At 42.0% G+C, this 16,046-nt stretch carries 14 protein-coding genes and 3 tRNA genes; 10 read left to right on the plus strand and 7 right to left on the minus strand.

Features of this window, described 5'->3' with window-relative positions; all coding sequences use genetic code 11:
* The first annotated feature begins 41 nt into the window (after window positions 1-41).
* The 3 genes from ftsH (at window position 42) to C3Y93_RS13395 (ending at window position 3,368) form a co-directional block, all read left to right on the plus strand.
* Entirely contained in the window at window positions 42-1,931 is a 1,890-nt protein-coding gene (gene ftsH, locus C3Y93_RS13385) for an ATP-dependent zinc metalloprotease FtsH (RefSeq protein ID WP_104853159.1), read from the plus strand.
* Between the two features lie 177 nt (window positions 1,932-2,108).
* Window positions 2,109-2,963, plus strand: a complete 855-nt coding sequence (folP, locus tag C3Y93_RS13390; protein WP_104853160.1) for a dihydropteroate synthase — start codon at window positions 2,109-2,111, stop codon at window positions 2,961-2,963.
* A gap of 90 nt (window positions 2,964-3,053) precedes the next feature.
* A complete protein-coding gene (locus tag C3Y93_RS13395) occupies window positions 3,054-3,368 on the plus strand; it encodes a DUF5713 family protein (RefSeq protein WP_019836758.1) in 315 nt (104 codons plus the stop codon).
* Between the two features lie 24 nt (window positions 3,369-3,392).
* Here C3Y93_RS13395 and C3Y93_RS13400 read toward each other — a convergent pair whose 3' ends face one another.
* Window positions 3,393-3,818 carry a hypothetical protein gene (locus C3Y93_RS13400; RefSeq protein WP_104853161.1) on the minus strand — a complete coding sequence of 142 codons (426 nt, stop codon included), beginning with the start codon at window positions 3,816-3,818 and terminating at the stop codon, window positions 3,393-3,395.
* 119 nt (window positions 3,819-3,937) lie between these two features.
* Window positions 3,938-4,023 (minus strand) — tRNA-Leu (locus C3Y93_RS13405).
* A 209-nt stretch (window positions 4,024-4,232) separates the two neighbouring features.
* Here C3Y93_RS13405 and C3Y93_RS13410 point away from each other — a divergent pair.
* The gene (locus C3Y93_RS13410) at window positions 4,233-6,005 is read left to right on the plus strand and encodes an alkaline phosphatase D family protein (protein ID WP_104853162.1); all 1,773 of its coding nucleotides are present in this window, start codon (window positions 4,233-4,235) and stop codon (window positions 6,003-6,005) included.
* Window positions 6,006-6,084: 79 nt separating this feature from the next.
* On the opposite strand, the gene C3Y93_RS13415 is transcribed toward C3Y93_RS13410, so the two are convergent.
* The 3 genes from C3Y93_RS13415 to C3Y93_RS13425 form a co-directional block, all read right to left on the minus strand.
* The gene (locus C3Y93_RS13415; RefSeq protein WP_104853163.1) at window positions 6,085-6,816 is read right to left on the minus strand and encodes a hypothetical protein; all 732 of its coding nucleotides are present in this window, start codon (window positions 6,814-6,816) and stop codon (window positions 6,085-6,087) included.
* Window positions 6,817-6,928: 112 nt separating this feature from the next.
* Window positions 6,929-7,014: transfer RNA gene (locus C3Y93_RS13420), tRNA-Leu, on the minus strand.
* A gap of 15 nt (window positions 7,015-7,029) precedes the next feature.
* Window positions 7,030-7,103, minus strand: a tRNA-Cys gene (locus C3Y93_RS13425).
* A 153-nt stretch (window positions 7,104-7,256) separates the two neighbouring features.
* Between C3Y93_RS13425 and folD the strand changes: the two genes are divergently transcribed.
* Both folD and C3Y93_RS13440 read left to right on the plus strand, forming a co-directional pair.
* Entirely contained in the window at window positions 7,257-8,105 is an 849-nt protein-coding gene (gene folD / locus C3Y93_RS13430; RefSeq protein WP_104488415.1) for a bifunctional methylenetetrahydrofolate dehydrogenase/methenyltetrahydrofolate cyclohydrolase FolD, read from the plus strand.
* Between the two features lie 270 nt (window positions 8,106-8,375).
* Complete coding sequence (locus C3Y93_RS13440) at window positions 8,376-9,044, plus strand: class I SAM-dependent methyltransferase (RefSeq protein WP_004972140.1); 669 nt, start codon at window positions 8,376-8,378, stop codon at window positions 9,042-9,044.
* A gap of 39 nt (window positions 9,045-9,083) precedes the next feature.
* On the opposite strand, the gene C3Y93_RS13445 is transcribed toward C3Y93_RS13440, so the two are convergent.
* Together C3Y93_RS13445 and C3Y93_RS13450 are read right to left on the minus strand one after the other, a co-directional pair.
* Complete coding sequence (locus tag C3Y93_RS13445; RefSeq protein ID WP_026438295.1) at window positions 9,084-9,518, minus strand: hypothetical protein; 435 nt, start codon at window positions 9,516-9,518, stop codon at window positions 9,084-9,086.
* Window positions 9,519-9,812: 294 nt separating this feature from the next.
* Complete coding sequence (locus tag C3Y93_RS13450) at window positions 9,813-11,642, minus strand: phosphoenolpyruvate carboxykinase (GTP) (protein WP_004972137.1); 1,830 nt, start codon at window positions 11,640-11,642, stop codon at window positions 9,813-9,815.
* Window positions 11,643-12,059: 417 nt separating this feature from the next.
* Between C3Y93_RS13450 and C3Y93_RS13455 the strand changes: the two genes are divergently transcribed.
* The 4 genes from C3Y93_RS13455 (at window position 12,060) to groL (ending at window position 15,922) form a co-directional block, all read left to right on the plus strand.
* On the plus strand, window positions 12,060-12,998 hold the full coding sequence (locus C3Y93_RS13455; protein ID WP_104853164.1) for a diacylglycerol/lipid kinase family protein: 939 nt from the start codon (window positions 12,060-12,062) through the stop codon (window positions 12,996-12,998).
* A complete protein-coding gene (locus C3Y93_RS13460; RefSeq protein ID WP_104853165.1) occupies window positions 12,979-13,752 on the plus strand; it encodes a metallophosphoesterase family protein in 774 nt (257 codons plus the stop codon). The genes C3Y93_RS13455 and C3Y93_RS13460 overlap by 20 nt, the downstream gene beginning before the upstream one ends.
* 185 nt (window positions 13,753-13,937) lie before the next feature.
* The gene (locus C3Y93_RS13465) at window positions 13,938-14,228 is read left to right on the plus strand and encodes a co-chaperone GroES (protein ID WP_004972131.1); all 291 of its coding nucleotides are present in this window, start codon (window positions 13,938-13,940) and stop codon (window positions 14,226-14,228) included.
* Window positions 14,229-14,287: 59 nt separating this feature from the next.
* Window positions 14,288-15,922, plus strand: coding sequence for a chaperonin GroEL (groL, locus tag C3Y93_RS13470; protein ID WP_096900991.1), 1,635 nt, complete (start codon window positions 14,288-14,290; stop codon window positions 15,920-15,922).
* The last annotated feature ends 124 nt before the right edge of the window (window positions 15,923-16,046 follow it).

Raw genomic sequence — 16,046 nt, forward strand, 5'->3', positions numbered from 1 at the left:
TAACGGGCATGATCAAATTAGATTGATATGGGAATAAAGCTTTGAGCGATCTCTTCAAGAATGCCGTATTGTGGCTGATTATACTTGGTGTGCTGATTCTAATTTTCAGCAACATCAATAACAGTGAAAAGCCAACTGCAATGAACTATTCAGAGTTCGTTACAGCGGTGAATGCTGGTCAAATTAAGCAAGTCACAATTGATGGCGAAATAATTAGTGGCGAAAAAGTCAACGGCTCGTCCTTTGAAAGCATTCGTCCAGCAGTTCAAGATCCTGAACTGATGCCGAATCTGATTAAAAACAACGTTGTTGTTGAAGGTACTGCACCTCAACGTCAAGGTTTGTTAATGCAACTATTGATCGCAAGTTTCCCTGTACTTTTAATCATTTTGTTATTCATGTTCTTTATGCGCAACATGGGTGGCGGTGCAGGTGGTAAAAACGGCCCGATGAGCTTTGGTAAATCTAAAGCCAAAATGTTGTCTGAAGACCAAATTAAAGTCACATTTGCCGATGTAGCAGGCTGTGACGAAGCAAAACAAGAAGTGGTTGAAATTGTAGATTTCTTAAAAGACCCAGCTAAATTCAAACGTTTAGGTGCAACTATTCCTAAAGGTGTGTTGATGGTGGGTCCACCGGGTACAGGTAAAACCTTATTGGCGAAAGCCATTGCAGGCGAAGCCAAAGTGCCATTCTTCAGCATTTCTGGTTCTGACTTCGTTGAAATGTTCGTGGGTGTAGGTGCTTCTCGTGTCCGTGATATGTTCGAGCAAGCTAAACGTCATGCACCATGTATCATCTTTATTGATGAGATTGATGCGGTGGGTCGTCACCGTGGTTCAGGTACAGGTGGTGGTCACGATGAGCGTGAGCAAACACTCAACCAAATGCTTGTTGAAATGGACGGTTTTGAAGGCAATGAAGGCATTATTGTCATCGCTGCGACAAACCGTGCCGATGTACTGGATAAAGCTTTACTTCGTCCAGGTCGTTTTGACCGTCAAGTCATGGTTGGCTTGCCTGATATTAAAGGGCGTGAGCAAATTCTAAATGTTCACTTGAAAAAATTGCCTTCTGTTACAGGTGTGGATGTCAAAGTCTTGGCACGTGGTACACCTGGTTTTTCAGGTGCGCAATTGGCGAACCTTGTGAATGAAGCTGCATTGTTTGCTGCCCGTCGTAATAAAAACACGGTGGATATGCACGACTTTGAAGATGCCAAAGACAAGTTGTATATGGGTCCTGAACGTAAGTCGATGGTGCTGCGTGAAGAAGAACGTCGTGCAACGGCTTATCATGAAGCAGGTCATGCGATTGTTGCTGAAATGCTGCCGGGTACAGACCCTGTGCATAAAGTGACGATTATGCCGCGTGGTTGGGCATTGGGTGTGACATGGCAATTGCCTGAACATGACCAAACTAGCCATTATAAAGACAAAATGCTGAACGACTTGTCTATCTTGTTTGGTGGTCGTATTGCAGAAGAAGTCTTTATTAATCAAATGTCGACAGGTGCATCGAATGACTTTGAGCGTGCGACTAAATTAGCACGTGCGATGGTGACCAAATACGGTATGTCTGACAAGTTAGGCGTAATGGTCTATGAAGACGATACACAACAATCATTCATGGGTAGTTTAGGCAGCCGTACGATTTCTGAAGCCACCCAGCAACAAGTGGATGCTGAAGTTCGTCGTATTATTGATGAGCAATATAAAGTTGCCCGCGATATTTTGGAAAATAACCAAGACATTGCCCACGCAATGGTAAAAGCATTGTTGGAATGGGAAACCATTGATCGTGACCAAATCCGTGACATAATGGAAGGTCGTGAGCCACAGCCACCGAAGGTGTATATTGCAGACAATCCTGTGATTGATGTAACACCAACCGATGGTCCAAGCACACCGCCACCATTACCAGCGAGCTAATCAGCTCACATGATGTTAAAAAAGAGTCTTTGTATAAAGGCTCTTTTTTTTATTCGTGTGGTTTATGTGCAGTTGTGACCGGAATATTAGGGTCTGTTGACGCTCATCGAAAAGAATTCCACATCTTTAAAATTAGCCTTGTTAAAATAAGCTTTTCAAATTGAAAGGAAGACCAGCATGCAGCTAATGCCATTACCCAAACGTGTATTGCAATGTGGACGTTTAAGTTTAGATTTATCTCAACCGCATGTGATGGGAATTCTAAATGTGACGCCAGACTCATTTAGTGATGGTGGGCGACATAACGAAAAAGATGCGGCTGTAGCACGCGCTTTGGAAATGATGGCCGAAGGTGCAACCGTGATTGATATTGGCGGTGAGTCTACACGTCCGGGAGCCAGTCCTGTGAGTGTGGAAGAAGAAATTCGTCGTGTCGTGCCTGTGGTAGAAGCCTTATCTGCTTATGATGTGGTACTTTCGATTGATACGTCACAGCCTGAAGTGATTCGTGCTGCCGTAGCTGCAGGGGCGCACATCTGGAATGATGTACGTGCACTGACCCGTCCAAATGCGTTGCAAACAGCCGCTGAGTTAAATATCCCCGTGATTATTATGCACATGCGTGGTGAACCGACTACCATGAACAATTTAGATCAATATGATGATGTCACTATAGATGTAATTGCAGAATTGCAGCAGCGTGTCGCCGATGCTTTGGCGGTAGGGGTTAAGCCTGAAAATATCATGATTGATCCGGGTTTTGGTTTACCTAAAAATGCACAGCAAAACTTGAAATTGTTAAATGAGTTGCATCAACTCAATGGTATGGGGTATCCCATTTTATCGGCATTGTCTCGTAAAAGTTTTATTGGTGAAGCTTTAGGTGGGGCAGAGCCAACACAGCGTGCAGTCGGTTCAGTAGCGGCTCATTTACTCAGTATTCAGCAAGGTGCTTGTATGGTGCGTGCGCATGATGTGAAAGCCATGTCTGATGCCATTAAAGTTTGGCAAGCAATGCAGTTGGCAAATTAATCGCTGTTTGTAGATTTGGGTGAAGCTAGAATTAAAGCCCTGCTTATGCTATATAGGCACGCTTGAATCTCTGTATTTTTGAGTGCCTGTATGTTTGCAGATTTACTTCTCCCTATGTTTGATGATGAGTTTTATCCTGATATTTTGGTTGCTGAGTTAAAACAACTGATTCAACAGTTTGCAAAACATGTGTCTAAATCCAATTTATCTGAAACGGATATTTATCATTTTGCTGACCAGACCGTGCAAGCCATCAATAAAATGAAACCACAATTTGAAGATCTAGATTCAGATTTGGACGATACCGCAGCAGATTATATTGCTGAGGCGATGATGATGGTGCTGCAAGAGCAAGGCTATTTTGAGATTGAAATGGAAGAGTTGATTGCAACGAGAGAGTGGTGATAGACACTCTCTTTCAGCTTTCACTTATAGATGATTTAACAAATCATCCAAAACATCATTCAAATGGCAACTTTGCTGTGTATGTAGTTCTGCAATTTCCCGAACATTTAGCGTGTATTGACCATTGTGTTCACTTGGCTGTGCAATTAAATTGACCCAAAACTTTGTATTTTGTTGCAGCAAAGTTTTGAGTTGCTTTTCTTCTTCAGGATTTTGGAAATTTAATAAATATAAATTGTTGCCTAAGCTGCAACGACGTAATTGTAATTCTTGATTTTTATATTGCAATGTTCCTGCAAAAACATCATAAAATTCTGCATCAGTTTCAATTGGGTTTACGGATTCGGTTGCTGACTCAAGGCTGGGATTTTGTGCATGGCTTGCAAAACTGAGCAAGCAGCATAAACAGATCACCCATTTGAAAGAGAAGATAAAGCGTTGTAGAGACATTTCAAATCATCGGCACATAAGTGTTATCGTTTTCAATATTATATTTTTTAGGCATAAAAAAACCAGCTTAATGCTGGAGTTCTTTATTTGCACCATTTGAATGATTTGATTCATTAAAATGGTGCCCGAGGCCAGACTCGAACTGGCACGCTTTGAGGGCGGGGGATTTTAAATCCCCTGTGTCTACCGATTTCACCACTCGGGCATGTGCGCAATAATAGAGGACGAAATAAATCTTGGCAAGTAAATTTATTTACAATTGCTTTCTTTTCAATCAATTCAACTTATTAGCTTGAAAAAAGTTCGGTTTGCAGTATATTTCTGCTGTTTGTCATCAATATTTCATGAATTTGAGATCAAAGCGAAATCATAAATTTCTATGTTGAGCGCTCAAGAAAAATAAAAGGAATATTCATGAACATTCGCTTAACTCGCCGAGAGCTGATTCAAAAAAGTTTGGCTGGTTTTGGGGCGTTGTCATTGCCAGTCGCATTAACTGCATGTGGTGATGACAATGAAAATACAGCAGAAAATGCATTAAAGGTGCAGTTTTTGCATGGTGTCGCCAGTGGTGATCCGCTGCATGATCGTATCATTTTATGGACACGTGTAACGCCAAGTGACATGGCAGCATGCATTGAAGTGGTTTGGGAAATTGCCAGCGATGAGGCGTTTAAGCAATTGGTAAATACTGGCAAAGTACAAACCAGCGCAGCGCAAGATTTTACTGTTAAAGTGGACGCAGATCGTTTACAGGCAGGGACTAAATATTATTACCGTTTCCGCTTTGGTAATACGGTTTCTGCTATAGGACAGACCAAAACCTTGCCACAACGCAGCGATCAAGTGAAATTTGCGGTCTGTTCTTGCTCGAACTATCCCGCAGGTTATTTTCATGTGTATAAAGAAATGGCACAGGAAAACAATCTGGATGTGATTATTCACTTGGGTGATTATATTTATGAGTATGGACAAGGTGGCTACGCGACTGACGATGCAAAACAGTTAGGACGTACCTTTGCTGCAGACAATGATAATGAAATTATCAAGTTAGATGATTATCGTAAACGTTATGCTTTATATCGTACCGATGCTGATTTGCAGACTGCTCACCAACGCCATCCATTTATTGTCATTTGGGATGACCATGAACTCAGTAATGATACTTGGGAAGCGGGTGCAGATAATCATCAAGAAGGTGTAGGCAGCTTTATAGAACGTAAAATTGCGGCATTACAGGCTTATTTCGAGTGGATGCCAATTCGTCCAGTTGCAGAAAATGATCATTTGAATATTTATCGCCAGTTTGATTTTGGTGGTTTGGTGAATCTGATGATGCTGGATACGCGTATTTTGGCGCGTCATAAGCAATTAGATTATGCTAACTATATGACGGCAGAAGGTATTGATGCTGCTAAATTTCAGGCAGATTTATTTAGTGATCAACGCACATTGATGGGTGGAGTTCAACGAGAATGGTTGCAAAAGCAGTTGGGGCAGTCTAAGGCTACTTGGAATGTTTTGGCTCAACAAGTGTTGATGGCGAAAATGCTGATTCCACAAGAACTGTTATTGCCTTTAGCGAAAATCACCAATGGTGATCAGCAACCTGAAACACTTGCACAAATGAAGCAGAAAATTACAGAATTGGTCACGCTGAAATTGCGTTTAAAAGCGAATGATCCAACTTTGACAGCAGTAGATAAGGCACGTTTGTATGCGGTTGCACCTTATAACCTCGATGCTTGGGATGGTTATGCCTACGAGCGAGAAGTTGTGTATGGGACATTGCAGCAACTTGGGAAAAAAGCAGTGGTGTTGGCAGGTGATACTCACAATGCTTGGGCTGCAACCTTGCATACACATGAAACAAATCATGAGGTTGGGTTGGAATTCGCGACCAGCTCGGTATCATCGCCCGGAATTGAGTATTACTTAAATGTGCCTGCAGACGAAATGGCAGCGTTGGAATATGCCTTTCAAGAACTGATTGATGAACTGGATTATTGCAACTTAAATCAACGTGGTTATTTAACGGTGACTTTTGATCGTGCGCAAGTGGTTGCAGATTGGAAGTTTATAGATACGGTTAAGGCACGTGAATACAAACTCGATGATACGCGTGGTCATCAACAGAAGTATGGTGTAGACTTAAAACCAATCATTGATGTCGCTAAAACTGCTTAAAATCAGTCTGATACTTACAGAAAACCGAGCCTAAGTTGCTCGGTTTTTTGATAATCTTTCTGATGTTTGGCGTGATGTTTTAATCGAGTTTATCTTGAATATAACTATCTAAATCTATGTACTTAATCCTTTTACATAAATTGTGTTCAGCCTGCATCAGTTGTTGATGTAACTGAATTGCATGTTGATATTGCTGATTCAATTGGGCAAAACGAGGGCTATTTTTATTGGAAAAATACATCCGATCTTGAATTTTAGCAGCTTGACGATATGACCAATACGCAGCACGGCGAAATTGCGTTAAGCAATATTTTTGTTCAAGGCTTATGTGGTCACGGAACATATTCTCTTTATAGAAACGTACAAAACCAAAACTGATGCAAAAAAAGAAAAGAGCTCCTTGCAGAATTGCACTCTGAAAATAGGCGAAATTTACCGCTTGTAGCAGAATCAATACTGCTATTTTTATGGTGGCATGTTGCTGTAGTTGATACCACGATGCCGAACTGTGTTTAATTTGATACAACACATAAGGTAGAAGCAGCATAAAACCTAACATGATGGCTAAAATCGCCAATGCCTTGGCTTGAAAGGCATCGTACTGCGGTGCAAAGTTTTGAATCCCGTGCGCCAGACTGATTGAAATAGGAATAAAAATCAGGCAGGCCAAGACCCATGGAATCATTTCTTTCCAATCATCCAGCATGCCTTTGCTTTGTATAAAACCGTAAAACAAAATATTTTGTTTAAAGGCAGCAGGGTATTGTTGCTGTAATTGCTGCACATAAAGCAGTGCTTGTTGGGGCTTCATAGGCAGGTCATACAGAGAAATGAATATGGATAGGAGAGGGCTAAATCGCAGGCATAAAAAAACCAGCTAAATGCTGGGTTCTTTACTTGCACCATTTTAATGTGATTTAAAATGGTGCCCGAGGCCAGACTCGAACTGGCACGCTTTGTGGGCGGGGGATTTTAAATCCCCTGTGTCTACCGATTTCACCACTCGGGCATAGTTTTACAAGATTGGAGGCGGAGGTCGGAATCGAACCGGCGTCCACGGAGTTGCAGTCCGCTGCATGACCACTCTGCCACCCCGCCACGTCTTGTTGATGCGTATATTAGCAAGCTCTGAAAAAAAAACAATACTATTAAATGAGCAGATGCACATTAATTCGGCATATAGAATAAAATAGTCTAAATAATCATGTATTATTTGCAAAATTGATTCATATCAACATTTGGAGATGTGCCGTGGCATTAATTTTAGACGGTCGTGCATTGGCAAAACAAATTGAAGCTGATCTGTTAACACGTGTAGAAGCGTTAAAAGCAAAATCAGGTCGTACCCCAATTCTAGCGACTATTTTGGTCGGTGATGACGGTGCATCTGCAACTTATGTGCGCATGAAAGGCAATGCTTGCCGCCGTGTGGGCATGGATTCTTTAAAGGTGGAATTGCCTACAGAAACCACCACAGAACAACTTTTGGCAGAAATTGAAAAATTGAATGCGAATCCGGATGTGCACGGTATTTTGTTGCAACATCCAGTTCCTGCGCAAATTGATGAGCGTGCTTGCTTTGATGCAATTTCGCTTGAAAAAGATGTAGACGGTGTGACTTGCCTTGGTTATGGGCGCATGGCGATGGGTGAGGCTGCTTATGGTTCTGCAACGCCAGCAGGCATTATGACCATTTTAAAAGAAAACAACATTGAAATTGCAGGCAAACATGCTGTTGTTGTAGGTCGTTCAGCAATTTTAGGTAAACCAATGGCTGCGATGCTGCTTGAAGCCAATGCAACGGTAACAACTTGCCATTCACGTACACAAAACTTGGCAGACTTTGTAAAACAGGCCGACATTATTGTGGGTGCTGTTGGTAAAGCAGAATTGATTCAAAAAGACTGGATTAAGCCGGGTGCGGTAGTGGTTGATGCCGGTTTCCATCCACGTGATGGTGGCGGTGTGGGTGATATTCAACTACAAGGGATTGAAGAAATCGCTTCTGCATATACGCCTGTACCGGGTGGTGTTGGCCCAATGACGATTACAACTTTGATTCGTCAAACGGTTGAAGCGGCTGAGAAAGCGTTAGGTTGATGAAGACCTCTCCCTAACCCTCTCTTGCGCTTCAATTTAAAAGCAGTGCTTTAAATTTTGCTCAGGAGAGGGGAAATTCATTGTGAAAATAATGGATGCTCCTTCTCTTGCGCCGTATACGGCTCAGGGAGAAGGCTGGGATGAGGGCTTAAAAATTCTCTCCCTAACTCTCCTAAAAAAGAGTGGGGAATTCATTGTAAAAATAATGAATGCTCCCTCTCCTTTAAAAAAGCAGAGGGAACTTTTTAAATTAGAACGAATAAAAATCCAATGAGCTGTACCTTTCAATTTCCTAAAGCCCCTGAACATCTTTTAGATGCTTTACATGATGTAATTCCAAATTGTGAATTACTGGCACAGCAATTGCCTGAAACGCCTATTTCACTTTGGCTTATTCCACCAGTATTTCCTACCGACAAGCTAGATGATGAAGTGATTCGTCGTATTTGGAATGATACGCCGTACTGGATTTTCTGTTGGGCTTCAGGACTTGCAATGGCGCAATGGTTATTGGCAGAACCGCAGCAAGTAAAAAATAAAGTCGTTTTAGACTTTGGTGCAGGTTCGGGCGTGGTGGCGATTGCTGCAAAAATGGCAGGTGCCAAACGGGTAATTTGTTGTGATATTGACCCCATTAGCCTTGCAGCCTGTCGAGCCAATGCTGAATTGAATGATGTGGTGCTTGAATATTTAGATGATCTATACAAAGCAGAACAAGTGGATGTATTGTTGGCTGCCGATGTACTTTATGATCAATGCAATCGCTTTTTTTTAGATGAGTTCTTAAAGTTCGCCCCAGAAGTTTGGGTGGCAGACAGCCGAGTGAAAAACTTTAGTCATCCACAATATATAAAAATAGATGAACGCAGCGCGACCACATGGCCAGATTTGGATGAAGCCAAAGAGTTCCGTAATGTGAGTTTTTATAAGACGCGATAACTCATCACGTCTTATAGGAAGCCAGTTTTGTGGCGCGAATTAATTGCAGCTATAACGCACAATGCGCAGTGTGCTTGGGCGAGCATCTAAGGCCTGACGTGTAGCATAGTTTTCACTGCTATGTAGCTCAGGTGTGTTCGATAAGCCAATAGAGGTGCGGCTTTGCCCAAGTTGGCGACCATACGGGTCTTGTTGGTTGGCTGCAGGATTCACCACTTCATTAATACTTAAAATCCGCAATTGATAAGTTTTATGCGCACCAAGTTCTTTTTGGCAGGCACGCTGTAATTTACTTTCATCGCGCTGTTGGTTTTGACGTCCTGCAAGCGTATAAGCCAATACGGCAGTGCGATCAGTTTTGCTTTCGACTTTATAGCCAACAAAACTATTCTCGTTTTGCTCTGGCAAACTTTGACAAGCGGATAAACCTAACCCAAGTCCCGTCATAGCCAAAATAATCATTGTATTCTTCATGGTTTTATTCATGATCATGTCCCATGTTTTTGATGTCATTTCGTTCTTGTTTTAAGTATGCCATAGCTGAGAGGACAAAGCATGGCTTTGTTGGCGGTGTAGCAGGCTGTCTATATTTGAGCTGATAAGCGTGTGCTTGTGATGTCATGTTTTTACCTTGAATCTTCGTATTATTTAGTATTTACACATCAGGTGGGATTGTTGAAGAGCGGATTTCGGTGCTTTTAACACATAAAATATTAGGGCAATAAAAAAGGTCACCGAAGTGACCTTTTTTTAGCCATCAGCGTTGAATTACGCAGACTTAACCGCTTCAAGTAAAGCAGCTTGACGTGCTTTCAATGCAGCAGGTAAGCGCTCACCAAGTTTGTTGAATAACTCAGTGTGGCTTTCTAACTCTTTGATCCATTGTTCTTTGTCTTGCGCTGTTACAGTTTCAAATTGCTCTTTAGAGAAATCTAAACCAGTCCAGTTCAATTGCTCATACGTTGGAACAAAACCAATTGGAGTTTCAACAGCTTCTGCACGACCTTCGCAACGATCAATGATCCACTCAAGTACACGCATGTTTTGACCAAAACCAGGCCATACGAAGTTGCCTTCTGCATCACGACGGAACCAGTTTACGTTGTAAATACCTGGTAATTTGTTGCCTGCAGCTTTTGCTTTTTCGCCAACTTTCTCACCCATTTCTAACCAGTGAGAGAAGTAGTCTGCCATGTTGTAACCAGCAAATGGAAGCATTGCAAATGGGTCGCGGCGTACAATACCTTGTTGACCAACGGCTGCTGCAGTAGTTTCAGAACCCATCGTTGCTGCTTTATATACGCCATCTACCCAGTCAAATGCTTCTGAAATTAGAGGCACTGTGTCTGCACGACGACCACCGAAGATGAACGCTGAAATTGGAACACCTGCTGGATTTTCCCAGTCAGCATCGATAGAAGGGCATTGACCTGCTGCAACAGTGAAGCGCGCATTTGGATGAGCTGCTTTTTCTGCGCCAGTGTGTGGTTGACCTTTCCAGTTGGTTAGGTTTGCAGGAACTTCTTTAGATAGACCTTCCCACCATACTTCGCCGTTGTCAGTCACAGCAACGTTGGTATAAATCACGTCTTTGTGCAGAGTTGCCATACAGTTCGGGTTAGTCTTGGTGTTTGTACCAGGAGCAACACCGAAGAAACCAGCTTCTGGGTTAATTGCATATAAGCGACCATCTTCACCTGGTTTGATCCAAGCAATATCGTCACCTACGGTTTCAATTTTCCAGCCTTCGTAACCTGCAGGTGGAATTAACATCGCAAAGTTGGTTTTACCACATGCAGAAGGGAATGCTGCAGCGATGTAGTGTTTTTCGCCTTGTGGATTGGTCACGCCTAAAATAAGCATGTGTTCTGCTAACCAGCCTTGTTCACGGCCCATTGCAGAAGCAATACGAAGCGCTAAGCATTTTTTACCCAATAATGCGTTACCGCCGTAACCAGAACCATACGACCAGATTTCACGAGTTTCTGGATAATGTACGATGTATTTTTCTTTGTTACATGGCCAAGCAACGTCTTTTTCGCCTTCAGCCAATGGTGCGCCCACAGTGTGTACGCAAGGAACAAATTCGCCATCTGTGCCCAATACGTCATAAACAGCTTTACCCATACGAGCCATTTTAGACATGCTGACAGCAACATAAGGAGAGTCAGTTAATTCAATACCGATGTGCGCAATGTGGCTACCTAATGGGCCCATAGAGAATGGAACCACATACATGGTACGACCAGCCATTGAGCCGTCGAATAAACCGTTTAATTTAGCGCGCATTTCAGCTGGCGCTTCCCAGTTGTTTGTCGCACCAGCATCTTCTTTGTTTTCAGAGCAGATGTAAGTACGGTCTTCAACACGAGCAACGTCAGAAGGATCAGAATTTGCAAGGTACGAACCAGGGTGTTTTTCTTGGTTTAATGCTTGCATGGTGCCGTTAGCGATCATCAAGTCGATTAGACGTTGATATTCTTCTGCGCTACCGTCACACCATTCAATTTTTGCTGGTTTCGTTAACTTTGCAATTTCTTCAACCCATGCAATAAGCTTAGGGTGACGAACGAATTCTGGTGCGTTCACTTGGGTCATGGTGAGGCCTATCTTAAATGTGTACAAGTCGTGTACAAAGTACAATCTGAACGATGGGGTACATGGTTCAGATGAAATATGAAAAAAAAGTGGCTGTATTAAAGCACAAAAACATAAAAAAAATAAGACATAGGCTTGATTTAGCTTTATGTGAAAAATACCCATATAAATAATGAATAACATATATGAAACATGGGCTTACAACTTTTTTGTGTTCTATTTATCATTATTTAAAAAAAATATGGGCATTATTTATTTTAATTATTTTTAATTAAAACATATGTTTATAGCTTAAATTTTATAAAGAATGATTATTGATTTAATGAATGGTCATCATTCGATTTTTACATAAAGCTGCTTTTCATTCTGCATCAATTGGTCGAAATTAGAGCAAAAGCTTTAAAATGATTGAAGAAAATGTCGACAACATTACAGCCTTTATCGCTTATTTATAATCAAAAATCTGGATTTCATGCCACACAGCAAGAAGGTGTCTATGAAGAACTGTTGCATGTTTTGTCACAGCATGGTTTTGAAATCCAATTGTTTGAAATGGGTGAAATCGCCAATTTTGATCAACTGATGCAACAGGTGTTAGCACGGCATCAAGCAGCGCAGTTAAGCGGTGTTGTGGTTGCAGCGGGTGGAGATGGTACTTTAAATGCGGTTGCTGCAAAGTTAAAAGGGACATCTATCCCCATGGGTATTTTGCCTTTGGGCACGTTTAATTATGTGGCGCGCTTACTGAATATTCCGCTAGATTTAATTGAAGCAGCGCATGTCATCGCAACTGGCAGTACGCGTGCTGTGCATGTGGCACAAATCAATCAACACATCTATTTAAATAATGCCAGTTTGGGTTTATACCCTTTATTTATTCAAAAACGTGAGCGTTATAACCGTTATTTAGGACGCTTTCCTTTACATGCCTATACCTCGGCTTTAGATGTACTGCTGCGTGACCGTAAAGAATTAAAATTAGAAATAGAGGTCGATACAAAGCGCTATCCGCTGAAAACGCCGCTCATTTTCTTTGGGAATAATCAATTACAACTGTCTGAAATGAATTTACGTATTGCCAAAGCTGCTGCAGCAGGCAAAGTCGCAGGTGTTGCAGTGGCAAAGTCCGATAAATTGACTTTATTTAAAATTCTGTGGCAATTAATTCAGGGGAACGCTGAGCAAGCGAATGATATGTACAGTTTTGCAGCAGAGCAGGTGGTCATTCATAGTAAACGCCAACAACTGACCGTGGCGCTTGATGGGGAAATTGTCAAAATGCGCCCACCACTGCGTATTTCTGTATTGAAAAATGCATTGAAGATTAAGGTGCCGCATGCTGCTGCATCTGTCTGATTTGCACTTTGGCACTGAAAATGTGGCTTGTATGCAGGCAGTACAACAACTGTGTGCAAGTATGCGACCGGAAGCGGTTGTGGTCAGTGGTGATTTAACCCAACGTGCACGCTATGCACAGTTTTATGCTTGTAAGCATTTTTTAGACAGTTTGAATTTACCGTATTTGGTTGTGCCAGGAAATCACGATATTCCGCTATATCATCTTTGGAATCGTTTTTTTAGTCCGTTTGCGCGGTATCAGTTGTTTTTTGGGCGTATGGAAAGTGTGTTGGAAACGCAACATTTTTATCTGATAGGCGTAAATAGTATTCGACGCCGTTTTCATACTCGCGGGCATATTTCTTTGAATCAAATTCAGGAAATAGATACTTTGCTGCAAGCTGCGCCCACAAATAAGTTAAAAATTTTGGTGGCGCATCAACCATTTTATACACCACCAGATGATCGCCACAGCATTAAAGATTGCCCAGTGTTGGGGCGAATTGCCTTAGAGCAGTGGAGTAAAAATGGTTTATATGCCTTGCTGCATGGGCATTTACATCAACCCGCAGTATATGACTTAAATCAAATTTATGCCTTAGGCGCAGCGCATCCTGTGCTGGATATTCATGCGGGTACTGCAATTTCATATCGTTTGCATCAAGGTATGCCGAATAGCTTAAATGTATTGTGTAACAATGGTGATGTGCAGCATTACATTTTTGATGCTGAAAAAAAGCAATTTGTGTTGTGGCAACAAAATGCAGAATAAAACACCGACCTAGCCAATTTGTCTAAAAAAACAACAAAAACTGAAATATTTTTATCTTTCCCCCTTGAAGCGTTTATTTCCATCCCCACAACAGTGTCATCTAAAATTTATTTTGATGATGACCAAAGGAATAATTAAGTCGTCATCAGGAATCTATACATTGACTTAGTCTAATGGAGTTATTTATGAGCAACATTCGTCCATTACATGACCGCGTAGTTATTCGTCGTGTTGAAGAAGAAACAAAAACAGCTGGCGGTATCTTGCTTCCAGGTTCTGCTGCAGAAAAACCAGCCCAAGGTGAAGTGATTGCAGTAGGTAATGGTCAAATTACAGACAATGGCGTACGCGCTTTAGACGTAAAAGTGGGCGACAAAGTCTTGTTTGGTACTTATGCAGGCACCACAGTTAAAGTAGACGGTGAAGAACTTCTAATTATGAAAGAGTCTGATATTTTAGCGGTACTTGAAGGCTAAGTTCAGAACTCTTATTCAAAGCAAATTTGAACATTATTTAAAAATATTTGGAGTTAAACATGTCAGCTAAAGACGTAAAATTTGGTGATTCAGCTCGCACAAAAATGATCGCAGGTGTAAACGTACTTGCAGACGCAGTTAAAGTAACTTTAGGCCCTAAAGGTCGTAACGTAGTGATTGACCGTTCTTTCGGTGCGCCGCACATCACTAAAGATGGTGTATCTGTTGCGAAAGAAATCACCTTGAAAGACAAGTTTGAGAACATGGGTGCTCAGCTTGTACGTGAAGTGTCTAGCAAAACCAATGATATCGCAGGTGACGGTACGACCACTGCAACAGTACTTGCACAAGCCATTTTAAATGAAGGCATCAAATCTGTAACTGCGGGCATGAACCCAATGGATTTGAAACGTGGTATCGACCTTGCTGTAAAGGCAGTCGTTGCAGACATTAGAGCAACGGCTAAACCTGCTTCTGACACGAAAGCGATTGAGCAAGTAGGTTCTATTTCTGCAAACTCGGACACGACTGTGGGCAAGTTAATTGCAGAAGCAATGGAACGCGTTGGTAAAGAAGGCGTAATCACTGTTGAAGAAGGTTCAGGCTTTGAAGACGCGCTTGACGTTGTAGAAGGTATGCAGTTTGACCGCGGTTATATCTCGCCATACTTCGCGAACAAACAAGATACTTTGACTGCAGAACTTGAAAACCCGTTCATTCTTCTTGTTGATAAAAAAATCAGCAACATTCGTGAACTGATTACTGTCCTAGAAGCGGTTGCAAAAACAGGTAAGCCTCTTCTGATCATCGCTGAAGATGTTGAAGGCGAAGCGTTGGCAACACTTGTTGTAAACAACATGCGCGGCATCATTAAAGTATGTGCAGTGAAAGCGCCTGGTTTTGGTGATCGTCGTAAAGCAATGCTTCAAGATATTGCAATCTTGACAGGCGGTACGGTTATTTCTGAAGAAATTGGTATGTCTTTGGAGCAAACATCACTAGAGCATTTGGGGAGCGCGCACAAAGTTACAGTCTCTAAAGAAAACACCGTGATTGTGGATGGTGCTGGTGATGCAAATCAGATTTCTGAGCGTGTTCAGCAAATCCGTGCGCAAATCGAAGAATCTACTTCTGAATATGACAAAGAAAAACTTCAAGAACGTGTTGCTAAATTAGCAGGCGGTGTAGCAGTCATCAAAATTGGTGCTGCAACTGAAGTTGAAATGAAAGAGAAGAAAGACCGTGTGGATGATGCGCTTCACGCAACTCGCGCTGCGGTTGAAGAAGGTGTTGTTGCAGGTGGTGGTGTTGCACTGGTGCGTGCTGCATCTGCACTTGATGGTCTGACTGGTGCTAACGATGACCAAAACGTAGGTATCAACATTCTTCGTCGTGCAATTGAAGCTCCGCTTCGTCAAATCGTAGCCAATGCTGGTGATGAGCCATCTGTAGTAATCAATGCTGTGAAGAACGGTGAAGGTAACTATGGTTATAACGCTGCGACTGGTGAATATGGCGACATGTTGGAAATGGGTATTCTTGACCCTGCAAAAGTAACTCGTTCTGCACTTGAGCATGCAGCGTCTGTTGCTGGCCTGATGTTAACAACAGAATGTATGATTACTGAAATTCCAGAAGACAAGCCAGCAATGCCAGATATGGGTGGCATGGGTGGTATGGGCGGTATGATGTAATTATCAGCGTACCCAAACTTCAAAAACCTCGTATCGTCAGATACGGGGTTTTTTTTATGGCGCAGTTTTTGTAATGTAGAGATTGCACACATAAAAAGACAAAATCACCTAGCTATTTTTTATT

It is taken from the genome of Acinetobacter sp. SWBY1, from assembly GCF_002946595.1.
Taxonomy (GTDB): domain Bacteria; phylum Pseudomonadota; class Gammaproteobacteria; order Pseudomonadales; family Moraxellaceae; genus Acinetobacter; species Acinetobacter towneri.

What these genes read in the sequence shown, in the direction of transcription:
- folP (WP_104853160.1), top strand. Translation starts at nt 2,109, where the DNA reads ATGCAGCTAATGCCATTACCCAAACGTGTATTGCAATGTGGACGTTTA.
- C3Y93_RS13395 (WP_019836758.1), top strand. Translation starts at nt 3,054, where the DNA reads ATGTTTGCAGATTTACTTCTCCCTATGTTTGATGATGAGTTTTATCCT.
- C3Y93_RS13400 (WP_104853161.1), bottom strand. Translation starts at nt 3,818, where the DNA reads ATGTCTCTACAACGCTTTATCTTCTCTTTCAAATGGGTGATCTGTTTA.
- C3Y93_RS13410 (WP_104853162.1), top strand. Translation starts at nt 4,233, where the DNA reads ATGAACATTCGCTTAACTCGCCGAGAGCTGATTCAAAAAAGTTTGGCT.
- C3Y93_RS13415 (WP_104853163.1), bottom strand. Translation starts at nt 6,816, where the DNA reads ATGAAGCCCCAACAAGCACTGCTTTATGTGCAGCAATTACAGCAACAA.
- C3Y93_RS13440 (WP_004972140.1), top strand. Translation starts at nt 8,376, where the DNA reads ATGAGCTGTACCTTTCAATTTCCTAAAGCCCCTGAACATCTTTTAGAT.
- C3Y93_RS13445 (WP_026438295.1), bottom strand. Translation starts at nt 9,518, where the DNA reads ATGAAGAATACAATGATTATTTTGGCTATGACGGGACTTGGGTTAGGT.
- C3Y93_RS13450 (WP_004972137.1), bottom strand. Translation starts at nt 11,642, where the DNA reads ATGACCCAAGTGAACGCACCAGAATTCGTTCGTCACCCTAAGCTTATT.
- C3Y93_RS13455 (WP_104853164.1), top strand. Translation starts at nt 12,060, where the DNA reads ATGTCGACAACATTACAGCCTTTATCGCTTATTTATAATCAAAAATCT.
- C3Y93_RS13460 (WP_104853165.1), top strand. Translation starts at nt 12,979, where the DNA reads ATGCTGCTGCATCTGTCTGATTTGCACTTTGGCACTGAAAATGTGGCT.
- C3Y93_RS13465 (WP_004972131.1), top strand. Translation starts at nt 13,938, where the DNA reads ATGAGCAACATTCGTCCATTACATGACCGCGTAGTTATTCGTCGTGTT.
- groL (WP_096900991.1), top strand. Translation starts at nt 14,288, where the DNA reads ATGTCAGCTAAAGACGTAAAATTTGGTGATTCAGCTCGCACAAAAATG.